The organism is Mycobacterium branderi (assembly GCF_010728725.1).
In the GTDB taxonomy this organism is placed as follows: Bacteria; Actinomycetota; Actinomycetes; order Mycobacteriales; family Mycobacteriaceae; genus Mycobacterium; species Mycobacterium branderi.
In genome coordinates this window covers 2108891-2123224 of the sequence record NZ_AP022606.1, presented here as the reverse complement: position 1 = coordinate 2123224, position 14334 = coordinate 2108891, and the positions used below count along the sequence as shown (strand labels likewise).

General features: G+C 66.6%; 14 protein-coding genes. 4 read left to right on the top strand and 10 right to left on the bottom strand.

Annotated features, from left to right (window positions below; genetic code table 11):
• Positions 1-31: 31 nt before the first annotated feature.
• A complete protein-coding gene (locus tag G6N47_RS10935) occupies positions 32-697 on the bottom strand; it encodes an ATPase (protein ID WP_232080177.1) in 666 nt (221 codons plus the stop codon).
• A 32-nt stretch (positions 698-729) separates the two neighbouring features.
• On the opposite strand from G6N47_RS10935, the gene G6N47_RS10930 reads away from it, so the two are divergent.
• A complete protein-coding gene (locus G6N47_RS10930; protein WP_083130941.1) occupies positions 730-1368 on the top strand; it encodes an MBL fold metallo-hydrolase in 639 nt (212 codons plus the stop codon).
• Positions 1369-1376: 8 nt separating this feature from the next.
• Here G6N47_RS10930 and G6N47_RS10925 read toward each other — a convergent pair whose 3' ends face one another.
• From G6N47_RS10925 to G6N47_RS10915, 3 genes are all read right to left on the bottom strand, one after another.
• Complete coding sequence (locus G6N47_RS10925; protein WP_083130942.1) at positions 1377-3059, bottom strand: FAD-binding dehydrogenase; 1683 nt, start codon at positions 3057-3059, stop codon at positions 1377-1379.
• 64 nt (positions 3060-3123) lie between these two features.
• Positions 3124-3828 (bottom strand): DUF2334 domain-containing protein, encoded by a 705-nt coding sequence (locus tag G6N47_RS10920; RefSeq protein WP_083130943.1) that lies wholly within the window; start codon positions 3826-3828, stop codon positions 3124-3126.
• Positions 3829-3904: 76 nt separating this feature from the next.
• Positions 3905-4393 carry a glutathione peroxidase gene (locus G6N47_RS10915; protein ID WP_083130944.1) on the bottom strand — a complete coding sequence of 163 codons (489 nt, stop codon included), beginning with the start codon at positions 4391-4393 and terminating at the stop codon, positions 3905-3907.
• A 60-nt stretch (positions 4394-4453) separates the two neighbouring features.
• Between G6N47_RS10915 and G6N47_RS10910 the strand changes: the two genes are divergently transcribed.
• On the top strand, positions 4454-6022 hold the full coding sequence (locus G6N47_RS10910; protein WP_372517520.1) for a DHA2 family efflux MFS transporter permease subunit: 1569 nt from the start codon (positions 4454-4456) through the stop codon (positions 6020-6022).
• Here the strand turns inward: G6N47_RS10910 and G6N47_RS10905 are convergent, their stop codons facing one another.
• On the bottom strand, positions 6023-6586 hold the full coding sequence (locus tag G6N47_RS10905) for a TetR/AcrR family transcriptional regulator (RefSeq protein ID WP_083130946.1): 564 nt from the start codon (positions 6584-6586) through the stop codon (positions 6023-6025).
• Positions 6587-6675: 89 nt separating this feature from the next.
• Here G6N47_RS10905 and G6N47_RS10900 point away from each other — a divergent pair, with 89 nt between their 5' ends.
• Positions 6676-7122 (top strand): DoxX family protein, encoded by a 447-nt coding sequence (locus G6N47_RS10900; RefSeq protein WP_083130947.1) that lies wholly within the window; start codon positions 6676-6678, stop codon positions 7120-7122.
• Here G6N47_RS10900 and G6N47_RS10895 read toward each other — a convergent pair.
• Together G6N47_RS10895 and G6N47_RS10890 are read right to left on the bottom strand one after the other, a co-directional pair.
• A complete protein-coding gene (locus G6N47_RS10895; protein ID WP_083130948.1) occupies positions 7051-9189 on the bottom strand; it encodes a S9 family peptidase in 2139 nt (712 codons plus the stop codon). The two genes, G6N47_RS10900 and G6N47_RS10895, sit on opposite strands and share 72 nt — an antisense overlap.
• Entirely contained in the window at positions 9186-10079 is an 894-nt protein-coding gene (locus G6N47_RS10890; RefSeq protein WP_083130949.1) for a phosphoribosylaminoimidazolesuccinocarboxamide synthase, read from the bottom strand. Before G6N47_RS10890 ends, G6N47_RS10895 begins: the two co-directional genes overlap by 4 nt.
• A 51-nt stretch (positions 10080-10130) precedes the next feature.
• Between G6N47_RS10890 and G6N47_RS10885 the strand changes: the two genes are divergently transcribed.
• Entirely contained in the window at positions 10131-10742 is a 612-nt protein-coding gene (locus G6N47_RS10885; RefSeq protein ID WP_083130950.1) for a hypothetical protein, read from the top strand.
• Here G6N47_RS10885 and G6N47_RS10880 read toward each other — a convergent pair.
• From G6N47_RS10880 to purB, 3 genes are read right to left on the bottom strand one after another with little or no spacing between them, the layout of a single operon-like run.
• Positions 10739-11740 (bottom strand): tellurite resistance/C4-dicarboxylate transporter family protein, encoded by a 1002-nt coding sequence (locus G6N47_RS10880; RefSeq protein WP_083130951.1) that lies wholly within the window; start codon positions 11738-11740, stop codon positions 10739-10741. The genes G6N47_RS10885 and G6N47_RS10880 overlap by 4 nt on opposite strands.
• Positions 11680-12903 (bottom strand): cytochrome P450, encoded by a 1224-nt coding sequence (locus G6N47_RS10875; RefSeq protein WP_083130952.1) that lies wholly within the window; start codon positions 12901-12903, stop codon positions 11680-11682. The genes G6N47_RS10880 and G6N47_RS10875 overlap by 61 nt, the downstream gene beginning before the upstream one ends.
• A 4-nt stretch (positions 12904-12907) precedes the next feature.
• Positions 12908-14320 carry an adenylosuccinate lyase gene (gene purB / locus G6N47_RS10870; RefSeq protein ID WP_083130953.1) on the bottom strand — a complete coding sequence of 471 codons (1413 nt, stop codon included), beginning with the start codon at positions 14318-14320 and terminating at the stop codon, positions 12908-12910.
• Between the last annotated feature and the right edge of the window lie 14 nt (positions 14321-14334).

Genomic DNA, 14334 nt, shown 5'->3' with positions numbered 1-14334 from the left:
TTGCTCGGCGCCAACTCTACCGATGCCGGAATCAGGGGCAGGACGCGATGTACGCGTCGCAGAGGGGGGCGGTCATCGCGTCCAGGACCTGGTCGTCGGAGATCACCGGCCACGGCACCTGCGGCGGCGTCGACGACCACAGGGTCAGTTCGCTGATCGTGCTGCTCTGCGGGTGCGCGACGAGGTAGGTGTGCATGATCACCGGACCGCTGATTACAGCCGCCAGCCGGTTAGCGCCATCGGCGGTGACCGACGGCGACTGCGCGGGCGATCCCAACTGACAGCCGCGCAGCGCCGCCGCGGCGATGTTGAACACCGAGGAGACGTTTTGGCCGCCACGCGCGGTGTCGCCGCGCCAATGCACCACCTGGGCCTGCAGCTGCCACTGTCCTTGGGGATTGACGACGGTTGCCCGGCCAGCGACTGCCGAGTCGCGCGTGTCCTGCGGGAATGCCGGAGTGGCGCATAACTCTTCGAACCGGAAGCGCGGCGTCGTCCCGGTGAGCGGTACCGCGATGCCGGCGAGCGAGGGCCAACGGTACGTCGAATTCAGCGGGATCTCCCGCGCGCCAACCCATGCACTGTCCGGGATCTTGTCGCAGACCGGGGGACAGGTCTCGACATCGGCATGGGCAACCGATAGCGGCCCGACCGCCAGACCACCTGCGAGCAGCATCGTCGCCAAGATCACCCGCACAGCCCCGACCCCCTGAGCGCACAATCGTAGACATGGAACTCACGCACTTCGGCCATTCCTGTCTGCTCGCCGACTTCGGCCATACCACTGTGTTATTCGACCCGGGCAATTTCTCGCACGGTTTTGAGGGAATCACCGGCCTTTCCGCGATCGTGATCACCCATCAGCATCCCGACCACGTCGACACCACACGCCTGCCCGCGCTGTGCGACGCTAACCCGGACGCGGCGCTGTACGCCGACCCGCAAACGGCCGCCCAACTCGGCGAGCCCTGCAAGGTCGTCAATGTCGGCGACGAGCTGTCCTTCGGCGAACTGACCATCCGCGCCGTCGGGGGCCGGCACGCCGTCATCCACCCCGAAATCCCGGTTATTGACAACATCTCGTATCTGGTAGGCGACGGCGACCACCCCGCGCGCTTCATGCATCCCGGCGACGCGTTGTTCGTCCCCGACGAACCGGTGGACGTGCTGGCCACCCCCGCTGCTGCGCCGTGGATGAAGATCTCCGAGGCGGTCGACTATCTGCGCGCCGTCGCGCCCGCCCGCGCGGTGCCCATTCACCAAGGCATCATCGCGCCCGACGCGCGCGGCATCTTCTACAGCCGGCTCAGCGAAATGACCGACACCGATTTTCAGGTACTCCCCGAAGAAAGCGCGGTCACGTTCTAACGCCCGACTTAGGCGATGTCGCTGGCGGCGCCGCGACCCGCAGCGCGGCCAGAGAAGATGCACCCGCCCAAAAACGTGCCCTCCAGCGCCCGGTAGCCGTGTACTCCGCCACCGCCGAACCCGGCCACCTCGCCGGCGGCGTACAGCCCGTCGAATGGAGTGCCGTCAGCCTTGAGCACCCGCGAGTCCAGGTCGGTTTCCAAGCCGCCCAGCGTCTTTCGGGTCAAGATGTGCAACTTGACCGCGATCAACGGCCCGGCCTTGGGATCGGTCAGCCGGTGCGGCGCCACCACCCTGCCCAACCGATCACCCAGATAGGTCCGCGCGCCGCGGATCGCCGTGATCTGGCTGTCCTTGCTGAACCGATTGGCCACCTCGCGGTCGCGCGCAGTGACCTCGTCGGCCACCGCGGCGTAGTCCAGCGCCAGCACGTCGGGCAGCTTGTTCATCGCAGATACCAAGTCGCGCAACGTATCCGCGCTCACGAAGTCCACTCCCCGATCGACGAAGGCCTGCACCGGACCAGGCGGGCCCGAGCTGGCCCGGTTGCGCAGCAGCTCGCGCAGGCTGCGACCGGTCAAATCGGGGTTCTGCTCCTGCCCCGACAGCGCGAATTCCTTCTCAATGATCTTGGCGTTCAAGATAAACCAGGTGTAGTCGTAGCCGGACTGGGCGATGTACTCCAGCGTGCCGAGCGTGTCGAAGCCCGGATACAACGGCGCCGGCAACCGCTTGCCCTTGGCGTCCAGCCACAGCGACGACGGGCCGGGGATGATCCGGATGCCGTGCAGCGGCCAGATCGGGTCGTAGTTGGTGATGCCCTCGGTGTAATGCCACATCCGGTCGCGGTTGATCACGCGGGCGCCGGCCTTCTCGGAGATGCCGATCATCCGCCCGTCGACGTGAGCAGGCACACCGCTCAGCAGCTGCTCGGGAACACGGCCCATCCGCTTGGGCCAGTTCTCTCGCACCATGTCATGGTTTCCGCCGATACCACCGCTGGTGACGATCACCGCCGGTGCACGGAACTCGAACTGCGACACCACTTTCCGCGACGACGGCACACCACGCGGTTCGGAAGACGGCTCCAGGACACTGCCCCGCACCCCGGTCACCGCACCGTTCTCGACGATCAACTCGTCGACTTGGTGGCGATGCGCGAAACGCACGGTCGAGCGGTCGCGCAGCCGGCGCGCAAAGATCTCGACCAGCGCCGGGCCGGTGCCCCAGGTGATGTGGAAACGCGGCACCGAGTTGCCATGCCCGCGAGCGTCATATCCGCCGCGCTCGGCCCACCCCACCAGCGGAAAAATCTGCAAGCCGCGGGCGCGCAGCCAGCTGCGCTTCTCGCCGGCCGCGAAATCGACGTAGGCATGCGCCCATTGCCTCGGCCAGTAGTCTTCGGGCCTGTCAAACCCGGCGGTGCCGAGCCAATCCTGCAGCGCCAGTTCGTGGCTGTCGCGCACACCGAGCCGACGTTGTTCGGGGCTGTCGACGAAGAACAGGCCGCCGAACGACCAGAATGCCTGGCCACCCAGATTGGCGCTGTTCTCCTGGTCGAGGATCAGCACCCGCATGGCGCGATCGACCACTTCGCACGCGGCCACCAGCCCGGCCAGTCCCGCTCCGACAACGATGACGTCCGCGTCAGTCATTGCGCCACTCCTCGATCCCGGCTCCGCCGGCCGCATCGTCGTCGGCGCGGCTCATGACGCTAAAGAGTAGTGGCCAGCTCGCGGCGGTGACCCGCCGCGCCTAAGCCGCGTCAGGCAGTGCCCGATCGGCGCGCCACTGATACACCGTGGGCTCGCAGCGGTGCAGCAACGCGAGGTCCACGGCATCCAGCATCGCCTGCAGCGGGCCCGGCTTGCGCAGCTGACGGGCAGCGACCGCCACCCGCACAATGCCGTCGCGGCGGGCAATGCGCTCGGCCGACAGCACCAGCATCCGGCACCACCACGGCTCGGCGAGAAATCCCTCCCCGATGCCGAGCACGCGGGCCCGCACGGTGGTGTTCCGAACCAGGTCGGTAATACCGTGCAGATCAGCCAGCAGGCGAAAACCGTTGCGGGGCAAGGCAGTCACCGCTCCGGGGGACACCGTCCACCCCGGCGCGGCGAACAGCCGCGTCCGCAGGCCGAGGTGTTCGAGGACGCGGTCAGCCGCCATCAACCGCAGGTTGGCCTCGTGGGCCGGCAGCGTCGCGAACTCGCCGCGGCGCTTCTTGGTGGCCGCCTCGTCGTAGCCGTGCAGCACGATCGCGTCACCGCCGGCACGGCGTGCGGTCAACCACTCCACCGTGCGCGGATCACGGTCGAGCCGATAGCCGCCTTTGAGGCGCGGAGCCACCAGCAACGAGACCGGCACCTCTCGGGCGTCCATCTCCGCACAAAACGCCTCGACGTCGCCCAACGTTCGCTCGCCGATCCCGGAAACCGAGACGATCAGCTTTCCAGACACACGTTTAGTGTGCCGGTGCCAGGTTTACAGACGGTGAAATCCGCGCAGCCAACGGGCATCGATCAGTGTGTCCCAGCTAACTTGGCAGCACCGCCTCGATGGCGGAGATCAACTCCGGCGCATCGGGCTCGGTCCGCGGCCGGAATCGGTTCACCACTGTCCCGCCCGGCGCAATCAGGAACTTCTCGAAGTTCCACTGCACGTCTCCGGCCTGGCCGTCGGCGTCGGGCGTTTTCGTCAGTTCGGCGTAGAGCGGATGCCGGCCCGGCCCGTTGACCTCGGTTTTCTCCAGCAACGGAAATGTCACACCGTAGCTGGTGGAGCAAAACGTCTGGATTTCCTCAGCGCTGCCCGGTTCTTGGCCCATGAACTGGTTGCACGGCACCCCGATCACGGTTAGCCCTCGCTCGGCATAGTCCTGCGCCAGCTGTTGCAGCGCGCTGTATTGAGGCGTCAGGCCACATTTCGATGCGACGTTGACCAGCAGCACCGTGCGGTCGGCGTAATCGGCCAGCGAGGTCGGGCGGCCGTCGAGAGTGGTCAGGGGGACATCGGTGAGAGTCATACCGGGAGCCTACGGGAAGCGGCCGCAAAGTAGCTTGATCACCTAGCTAGTCGTACGCTGGTGCCCGTGCCGCCACCTGCCGCCAGCGCGGAGCTGACCTATCCGGACAAGCTCGACGCGCGTCTGCTCCGGATAGCCGGCGTCTGCGCCCTGGCCGTGTTGATGGCGATCATGGACTCCACGGTCGTCGCCGTCGCTCAGCGCACCTTTGTCGCCGAATTCGACTCCACCCAAGCGGTGGTCGCTTGGACGATGACCGGCTACACGCTTGCGTTGGCCACTGTGATCCCGCTGGCTGGCTGGGCTGCCGACCGGTTCGGCACCAAGCGGTTGTTCATGGCGTCGGTGGTGGCCTTCACAACCGGCTCGGTGTTATGCGCGACGGCGCCGAACATCAGCCTGCTCATCGCGTTTCGCGTGGTACAGGGCATCGGTGGCGGCATGCTGATGCCGCTGGCCGTCACGATCTTGACGCGCGAAGCGGGTCCGAAGCGGATCGGCCGGCTGATGGCAGTGCTGGGCATCCCGATGCTGCTCGGCCCGATTGCCGGACCGGTCCTGGGCGGCTGGCTGATCGATGCCCACGGTTGGGAGTGGATCTTCGGCATCAACCTGCCGATCGGCGTGGCGGCGTTCGTCTTGGCGGCGGTCGTCTTCCCGCCGGATCGTTCGACGTCGTCTGAGCCGTTCGACCTCGTCGGCATGCTGTTGTTGTCGCCCGGGTTGGCGGCTCTGCTGTACGGGGTATCGTCCCTCCCCGGCCGGGGCACAGTTACCGACCGGCACGTCTGGATACCGGCAGCCGTGGGCCTGGTGTTGGTCAGCGGGTTCGTGTGGCACGCGTTGTACCGGACGAATCATCCGCTGATCGATCTGCGGCTGTTCAAAAACCGTGAGGTCACCGCTGCCAACTCGGCGATGCTGCTTTTCTCCGCGGCGTTTTTCGGCGCTGTGCTGCTCATCCCGAGCTGCTTCCAGCAGTTGCTGCATCAGACGCCGCTTCAATCCGGGGTGCATATGATGCCCGAGCGGGTCGGCGCCCTGCTGACCATGCCGCTGGCCGGCTGGCTGCTGGACAGGCGCGGCCCCGACAAGATCGTTCTGGTGGGCATCACGCTGATCTGCACCGGCATGGCGACCTTCGCCTACGGTGTTTCGACTCAGGTCGACTACCTGCCGCTCCTGCTGGTGGGTCTGGTGTTGATGGGCATGGGCCTGGGTTGCATTGCGATGCCACTGATTGCGGCGTCGGTGCAGTCGCTGGCACCGCATCAGGTTGCGCGCGGTTCGGCGCTGATCCACGTCAATCTCCAAGTGGCGAACTCGATCAGCATCGCGCTGATGTCGGTGATCCTGACCGGCCAGTTCAACCGCAGTAAAGACATTTCCGCCGCTGACAAATTCACGATCCTCAAACAGGAAGCGGCGCGCAACGGTGTGACGCCCAATCCCGCGGCGATACCTCGTCGTGCTCTTGCACCCGATTTCATGAGCAACGTGCTGCACGACTTGTCACACGCCTACACGGCGGTGTTCGTGGCAGCGTTCGTCCTGTTGGTGTTGACCTATATTCCTGCGGCGTTTCTGCCCCGGAAACCGGTTTCGAACCAGCCGCCGTTGCTGGCGTGATCAGCCGTCGAAGAGCATCCTGGCGATCCGTTCAACCGTTCGCATCGGATCGGTCGCCTTCACCCGGGAACTGACCGCATCGTTGAGCCACAGCGTCGAAAACCCGTGCACCAGTGACCATGCCGCCAGCTGCGCACCAGCCGGGTCAGCCTGCGCGTTGGGATCGCTCAAAGTCGCTACGCCCCTTGACAACTCCGCACCGGCGGCGGCCTCGGCGGCGGCCAACTCCGTGTCCGACGTGTCGAGCAGCGACTTGTCGAACATCACCTCGTAGTGGCCCGGGTGCTCGATAGCGAACCGTACGTAGGCCAGTGCCGCGTCGATGAACCGGGGCCTGGCTTCGGCCAGCACGCCAGCCAACCGCCGAAACCCCTCGGCGGCCAGCGCGGTGAACAGTCCCCGCCGATCCGTGAAGTGGTGTGCCGGGGCGGCATGCGACACCCCGGCTCCGCGCGCCAGTTCACGGAGCGAGACCCGGTCGGCGCCCCGCTCGGCGACCTGACGCGCGGCCTCGGTCAGGATCGCCGCTCGCAGATCGCCGTGGTGATAGGTGGACCGAGCCATGGCGCCCAGTCTAGGCCACTATCTTGACAGTGGCTAGATGTCTGGCATATGCTCTAACTTGTCAATGTCTAGATTAGGAGGGCCGAGCAATGGCTCCGCTGATCACACTGCTGCTGGGCAGCATCGCCGCCCGCATCATCGGCTGGCTCGGGGTCGACTACGTCGGCAACTGGCCCAAAGCCATTGCCGTCGGGCTGGCGGCGATGTTCATCCTCACCGGCGTGGCGCATTTCGTGCCGCCGCTGCGCCGCGACCTGATCGCGATCGTGCCGCCACGGCTCCCCGCGCCCGAACATCTGGTCACGGTTACCGGCGTGCTGGAGTTCCTCGGCGCCGCAGGCCTATTGGTGCCCCCCACCCGTGCGGCGGCCGCCATTTGCCTGCTGCTGCTGATGTTGTTGATGTTCCCGGCCAACGTGAATGCCGCCCGGATGCCCGATCCGCCCAAGTCGATGACGACGCGGCTACCCCTGCGCACCGCTGAGGAGATCGTCTACCTGGCCGCCGCCATAGTCGTCATTGTCAGCAGCCGCTAGCAGCCACGCGTACTGGTAGGCAATCTCTTTCCAGCGCTCGTAGCGGCCACTGATACCGCCGTGACCGGCACTCATCTGGGTCTTCAGCAGCACCTGATTGCCGTCGGGTTTGGTGTGCCGCAGTGCCGCAACCCATTTCGCCGGCTCGACATAGTAGACCCTGGTGTCGTTGAGCGACGTCATCGCAAAGATCGGCGGATAATCCCTGGGTGCGACGTTCTCGTACGGCGAGTAGGACTTCATGTAGTAGTACACATCTTTGTCCTGCAAGGGGTTTCCCCACTCGTCCCACTCGGTGACAGTCAACGGCAGCGACGGGTCCAAGATAGTAGTCAGCGGGTCGACGAAGGGCACCTGGGCCCAGATGCCGGCGAACAGTTCCGGAGCCAGGTTGGCGACGGCACCCATCAGCAGTCCGCCCGCGCTGCCGCCCAGCGCCACTAGCTTCTCCGGCCGGGTCAGCCCGGAGTCCACCAAATGCCTTGCCACCGCGACGAAATCGGTGAACGTGTTCTTCTTGTTCAGCAGCTTGCCCTGCTCGTACCACAGCCGGCCCATCTCGCCGCCGCCGCGGACGTGGGCGATGGCGAACACCATGCCGCGGTCCAGCAGCGACAAGCGGGCGATGGAGAACCGCGGGTCTTCACAGATCTCGTACGCGCCGTAGCCGTACAACGCTGTCGGCGCCGGGAATTCGATTCCATCGCGGTAGACGATCGACACCGGAATCCGGGTGCCGTCCTCGGCGTACGCCCAATCGCGCCGCTCGACGTAGTCCTCGCGCCGGTAGTCGCCGAGTACCGGCTCTTCGCGCAGCAACGTGCGCTCGCCGCTGACCAGGTCGATGTCGTAGATCTGAACCGGGGTGACGAACGAGCCGGCGCCGATCCGCAGTTTCGGTGAGCCCCAGGTTGGGTTGGCGCCCAGCCCGGTCGACATCAGCTCCGATTCGAACGAGATCTCTTCGGGCTCACCGTAGTCATCTGCGATCGGCCACAGCTGAATCCGCGGCAGCGCCTCACGTCGATAGCTGACCACCAGATGACGCTGGAAGGCGTCGACGGCGTCCAGCCGGACGTCGTCGCGGTGCTCGATCAGCGTGCGCTGCGCGGTCGGGTCATCGACCGGGGTCTCGACGAGTGTGAAGTTCACCGCATTGTCGTTGTGCAGAATCAAAAACCGGTCCTGCCCGCCGACGATCGCATGCTCCACCGAGTACTCGACGCCGTCGCGGCGCGGCCACACCACGGTGAACTCGGCCTGCGGATCGGCGGCGTCGGCGTAGCGTACCTCGGAGGTGATAGCCGATCCGGAAGCGATCAGCACGTACGCGTCGCTTCGGGTGCGGCCCACAGCCAGCCAGAACCGTTCGTCGGGCTCGTGATAGACCTTCTCGGCGGGCAGACCGGAGCCCAGCCGGTGCCGCCACACCGTGTCGGGTCGCCAGGCGGCGTCCAGCGTCACGTAGTACAGCGTGCGGTTGTCGGTTGCCCACGTTGCGCCCGCGCCGATGCCGACGATCTCGTCGGAGTACCGCTCGCCCGTCCGTAAGTCCTTGAACCGCAATGTGTATCGCTCGTCACCGACGACGTCGACCGAATAGGCCAGGACGTTGCCGTCGGGACTGACGCTTGCCGCGCCCAGCGAGAAGAAGTCGTGGCCCTCGGCTTCGACGTTTTCGTCGAGCAGCACCTGCTCGCCCGGGATCTCGGTGTCCTCGTCGAGGATAGGCGGTGACCAGTCGTCCGGATCGGTTGTGGGGCAACGGCATTGGACACCGTACTGCTTTCCCTCGAAGCTCCGTGCGTAGTACCACCATTCGCCGCGCCGGGTGGGAACCGACAGGTCCGTTTCCTTGGTGCGCGCCTTGATCTCGTCGAAAATCCGCTGCCGCAATGGTTCCAGGTGGGCCGTGGTCTGTTCGGCATAGTCATTCTCGGCCTCGAGGTAGGCGATCACCTCGGGGTCGGACTTGTCGCGCAGCCATTCGTAGGGGTCGACGAACACGTCGCCGTGGAATTCGCGCCGTGTTTCGACTCGTTTGGCCCTCGGCGGCACAGGCGTCATGCTCCCGGACCTATCCAGTCGTCGAACCGAAGCCCGGAAATCCGTTCGTAGGCCTCGATGTAGCGGGCCCGGGTGGCCTCGATGATGTCGTCGGGCAGCGGTGGTGGCGGTTCCGATCCCGAGCGGTCCCAGCCGGACTCGGGGCTGGTGAGCCAGTTGCGGACGAACTGCTTGTCGAAGCTGGTCTGCACGACACCGGCGCGATAGCCGTCGGCGGGCCAATACCGCGACGAGTCTGGGGTGAAGACCTCGTCGGCCAGCACCAGGTTGCCGTGCTTGTCGAGGCCGAACTCGAATTTGGTGTCGGCGATGATGATTCCCTTCCTCAGCGCGTGGTCGGCGGCCTGGACATAGGTTTGCAGCGTGCGGTCGCGCAGCTGGTTGGCCCGTACCGCGCCTACCATCTCGATCACCCGCGCGAACGGAATGTTCTCGTCATGTTGTCCCAGTTCGGCTTTCGTCGCCGGGGTGAACAGCGGCGTGGGAAACCGGCTGGCCTCGACCAGGCCCGGCGGCAACGGGATGCCGCACAATTTGCCGGTCCGCTGATAGTCCAACAGCCCGGAGCCGGTGAGGTAGCCCCGGGCCACGCACTCCACCGGAAGCATCTCGAGCTGCCGCACGACCAGCGCGCGGCCCAGGACCTCGTCGGGGATGCGCGGGTCATCCGGCGGGCCGGCCAAGTGGTTGGGAGCGTCGACGAAGTCGAAGAAGAACACGCTCATTGCGGTCAGGATGCGGCCCTTGTCGGGAATCGTGCTGTCGAGCACGTAGTCGAACGCGGAAATCCGGTCGGTCGCGACGAACAGCAGGTGCTCGTCGTCGACGCGGTACAACTCGCGGACCTTGCCGCTGGCCAGGTGCTGGTAGTCGGACAGCGCGGGACGCATCGGGTCAGCTTAATGGTCGGTTGCCGCGCCACACTGTGCTGGGATCGGGCTATGAAGTCGCGCTTCCTGCCTTATGCCACTACTCCGGGCCGGCTGCTGGCCCAGCTCTTCAGTGACGTCGTCATCGCGGCATGGACATTCGGCTGGGTGCTCGTCGGCCTGGCCGTGCACAGCGCGGTGTCGACGATCGCCGAGGTCGGCCGGCAGGTCGAAGGCGGCGCGCACGGTGTGGCGGGAAACCTCGCGTCGGCGGGTCACAGCGCCGACCGCATCCCGCTGGTCGGCGACGCGGTCAGCAAGCCGTTGACGGCGGCCAGCAAGGCCGCTCTCGACATCGCCGGCGCCGGGCACAACCTGGACACGACGGCGACCTGGCTGGCGGTGGTGCTGGCCGGGGCGGTCGCTGCGCCGCCCATTCTCGCTGTGGTGATGCCGTGGCTGGTGCTGCGGGTGCGGTTCTTCCGGCGCAAATGGACGGTGACGGCGCTGGCGGCCACCCCGGCCGGCGAACAGCTGCTGGCGCTGCGGGCGTTGGCTAATCGGCCCCTGCGCAGGCTCAGCGCCGTGAGCGCCGATCCGGTCGGCGCCTGGCGCCGCGAAGATCTCGCCGCCATCCACGAGCTGGCCGACCTAGAGTTGCGCTCGGCGGGGATTCGGCGTTAGCGCCGAAATCGCAGAAGACTGGCGACGACCACAATCACCCAGGCCGCCAACGCATTCCAGAAGAACACCAGCGACACGGTCCGCATGGACCGCACACCGATCTCGACGGCCATGGCGTGGGTGGCCACCGAGTACATGCCCAGCGGGAACACCAACGTCCACCACGCTCCGGTCAACTGCAGCACCTCGGGACGCCGGGTGATCCGGTGCAGCCCGAAGTAGATCAGCGGCGGTATCCACAGCGTGGCCGCCACCCAGGTCACTATCGTCACGGCGCGCACGGCTCCGGCCAGCCATCCGGGCGCGAGTGGGTGGATGCCGTCGCCGGCCAGCGTGGCGATGGCCAACGCGCCCATCAGAATCCAGGTGTCCGGTTCGAATCCGTCGCGGTCCTGGCGCTCGGCGACCGCCCGCCACAGGATCAGCCAGGTCATCAGACCGTAGAGCATGAGGGCCACGATCCAGATGGGCACCGCGACCGCCAGCCACCAGTGGTGACCGGTGTACCGCGCGTCCTGGCTGCTGACGATCGCCAAACCGGACGTGCCCACGCTGGCCAGTTCCCATGCCCCGTGGGCTTGATCCCGCAACGCCGTCCACCGTCGCCTCGACATGTTGCGTGCGGTCAGCGCGGTCAAGACCAGCCAGGCCGACAGCGCTGTCACACCGAGCACCCAGGCCACCACACGATCCGACGCCAGCCGACTGTCGAGCACGGCGCATGCCGCCACGAACGTGAAGAGTCGCAGCGTGACGTCGGGATCGCTCAGGTCCCACCGGGCGGTACGGCGATTGCCGACGACGACCACCGCAACCAGTACGAGCAGGCCGGCCGACGCCAGGACTCCGAGCGTGTCACTGGTCCGCCAGTAGTGATGGTTGCGTGCGGCGATGGACAGGATGCCGGTCGCCATCACCGCCGAGAAGACGTCCGGCGTCAGCCGGATAGCTCCACCACCAAATGCCGAATGCCGGTGTGCCGGTTGCTGCGAGTCCATTCGACGGGCTGCACTACCCGCACTGCGCTGAACCGCGAGAGCAGTTCCTCGAACAGCACCCGCAGTTCCAGCCGGGCCAGGTTGGCACCCAGGCAGTAGTGCACTCCCTGTCCGAAACCCAAGTGCGGGTTCGGTTTTCGGGTGATGTCGAACTCGTCGGCATGGTCGAACACCTTCTCGTCGCGGTTGGCCGAGCCTTCCCAGATCTGTACCTTCTGCCCGGCCCGGATCGACGCTCCGCCGAGCGTAACGTCACGGGTGGCGGTTCGCCGCTTAGACGGTGACGGCGACGTCCACCGAACGATCTCCTCGACGGCGCTCGGCAGCAGGTCGAGATCGTCACGCAGCGCCCGCAATTGAGCCGGATGCTGAGCGAGGGCGAGCAACCCGCCGGCGACCGCGTTGCGCGTCGTCTCCGCACCGGCGCTGAACAGCAGGGAAAAGAATAGGTACAACTCGAGATCCGACAGCGCCTCTGCGCCGTCAAGCGTCGCGTTGGCGACTACCGACAGCATGTCGTCGGTCGGCTGGGCGCGCTTGGCGGCGATCAGTTCCTGGCCGTAGGTGTACATCCGCGACCCGGCCTCTTCGACCGAGAGCTGCGAGAGGGACGCTTTGCGGGACCCGCCGAAGTCGAACTGTGGCTCGATAGCCTCGAACAACCAATGCCGTTCGGATTCCGGCACTCCCAGCAGAATGCAGATCATCTGCATGGGCAGCTCTGCGGCGATGTCGACCAGAAAATCGACTGGTTCGCCCGACACCACCGCGTCCAGCAGCCGGCGCGCCCGGGCCCGAAGATCGTCCTCGACCAGGCGGATCATTCGCGGGGTCAGCCCGGAGCTGACGAGCCGCCGGATTTGCGAATGCCGAGGGTCGTCCATCATGTTGAGAACCTGGCCCGCGATGGACAAGTCCTGCAGCAATGTGCCGCCGAACGGCCGCTGCCCACCGGTGACCGAGGAGTATGTCGCCGGATCGCGAAGCACCGCAAGGGTTTCGGCGTAGGTGGCCACCGACCAGAATCCTTCGCCGTCGGGCGTGTGCTCGGTGGGCTGGTGCCAGAACACCGGCGCTTCGCGGCGATGGATGGCGAACAGGTCGTGCGGGAATCCGTCGGCGAAGTTGTCCAGATCGGTGAGATCGAAGTCGCAGACGGTCATGGCGTTACAGGATGGCACCCGGCGTGTATTTGGCCGCGTCCGGATAGCGGGCGACCAGTGCGTCCACCGCCGCGGCCACCGCGTCCACCTGATCGCCTGCGGCGCCGATGAATGCCTGCTTGTCGGCCAGCGCGGCGTCCAGCGCGGTCCGGTCCAACGGCAGCCGCGGGTCGGCCGCCAGCCGGTCCAGCAGGTCGGGGTCGGCGCCGTCGCGCATCGCCAGCGCGGCCGCCACGGCGTGTTCGCGGATCACTTCGTGGGCGGCTTCGCGGCCCATCCCGGCGCGCACCGCGGCCATCAACACTTTGGTCGTCGCCAGGAACGGCAGGTAGCGGTCCAGCTCCCGCTGGATCACCGCCGGGTAGGCGCCGAACTCGTCGAGCACGGTCAGCAGCGTCTCGATCTGCCCGTCGACGGCAAAGAAGCTGTCCGGCAATGCGGCTCGGCGCACCACCGAACAGAACACGTCGCCCTCGTTCCACTGCGCGCCGGCCAACTCGGCGGCCATCGAGGCATAGCCGCGCAGCACCACCTGCAGGCCGTTGATCCGCTCGCAGCTGCGGGTGTTCATCTTGTGCGGCATCGCCGACGAGCCGACCTGCCCGGGCGCGAAACCCTCGGTGACCAGATCATGCCCGGCCATCAGGCGGATGGTGTGCGCCAGCGACGACGGGCCCGCACCGAACTGCACCAACGCCGAGACCACGTCGTGGTCCAGCGACCGCGGATACACCTGCCCGACACTCGTCAAAACCGTTGAGAATCCCAGGAATTCGGCAACACGCTGCTCGAGCACGGCGAGCTTCGTCCGGTCACCCAGCAGGTCGAGCATGTCCTGCGCAGTGCCCATCGGGCCTTTGATGCCGCGCAGCGGGTAGCGGTCGATCAGCTCGCGCAGCCGGGTCAACGCAATCAGTGTCTCCTGCGCCGCGGAGGCGAACCGTTTGCCCAGCGTGGTGGCCTGCGCGGCGACGTTGTGACTGCGCCCGGCCATCACCAGGTCGCGGTAGGTCACCGCCCGCTCGGCCAACCGGGCCACCACCGCCACCCCATGGGAGAACACCAGCTCCAGCGATCGGCGGATCTGCAGCTGCTCGACGTTCTCGGTGAGGTCGCGGCTGGTCATGCCCTTGTGCACGTGTTCGTGGCCGGCCAGCGCGTTGAATTCCTCGATGCGGGCCTTGACGTCGTGGCGCAGCACCCGCTCGCGGGCGGCGATCGAGCCCAGGTCGACGTCGTCGAGCACCCGCTCGTAGTCAGCAAGAACGGAGGCGGGAACCTCAATACCCAGTTCCGTCTGCGCCCGCAGCACCGCCAGCCACAGTCGTCGCTCGGCGACCACCTTGGCCTCCGGCGACCAGATCGCCACCATCTCGGCGCTGGCGTAGCGGCCGGCCAGCACATTCGGGATGCTCACAACGTCACAGCTTA

Coding starts and splice junctions, on each gene's coding strand:
- G6N47_RS10930 (WP_083130941.1), top strand. CDS start 730: ATGGAACTCACGCACTTCGGCCATTCCTGTCTGCTCGCCGACTTCGGC.
- G6N47_RS10925 (WP_083130942.1), bottom strand. CDS start 3,059: ATGCGGCCGGCGGAGCCGGGATCGAGGAGTGGCGCAATGACTGACGCG.
- G6N47_RS10915 (WP_083130944.1), bottom strand. CDS start 4,393: ATGACTCTCACCGATGTCCCCCTGACCACTCTCGACGGCCGCCCGACC.
- G6N47_RS10905 (WP_083130946.1), bottom strand. CDS start 6,586: ATGGCTCGGTCCACCTATCACCACGGCGATCTGCGAGCGGCGATCCTG.
- G6N47_RS10900 (WP_083130947.1), top strand. CDS start 6,676: ATGGCTCCGCTGATCACACTGCTGCTGGGCAGCATCGCCGCCCGCATC.
- G6N47_RS10895 (WP_083130948.1), bottom strand. CDS start 9,189: ATGACGCCTGTGCCGCCGAGGGCCAAACGAGTCGAAACACGGCGCGAA.
- G6N47_RS10890 (WP_083130949.1), bottom strand. CDS start 10,079: ATGCGTCCCGCGCTGTCCGACTACCAGCACCTGGCCAGCGGCAAGGTC.
- G6N47_RS10885 (WP_083130950.1), top strand. CDS start 10,131: ATGAAGTCGCGCTTCCTGCCTTATGCCACTACTCCGGGCCGGCTGCTG.
- G6N47_RS10880 (WP_083130951.1), bottom strand. CDS start 11,740: ATGGACTCGCAGCAACCGGCACACCGGCATTCGGCATTTGGTGGTGGA.
- G6N47_RS10875 (WP_083130952.1), bottom strand. CDS start 12,903: ATGACCGTCTGCGACTTCGATCTCACCGATCTGGACAACTTCGCCGAC.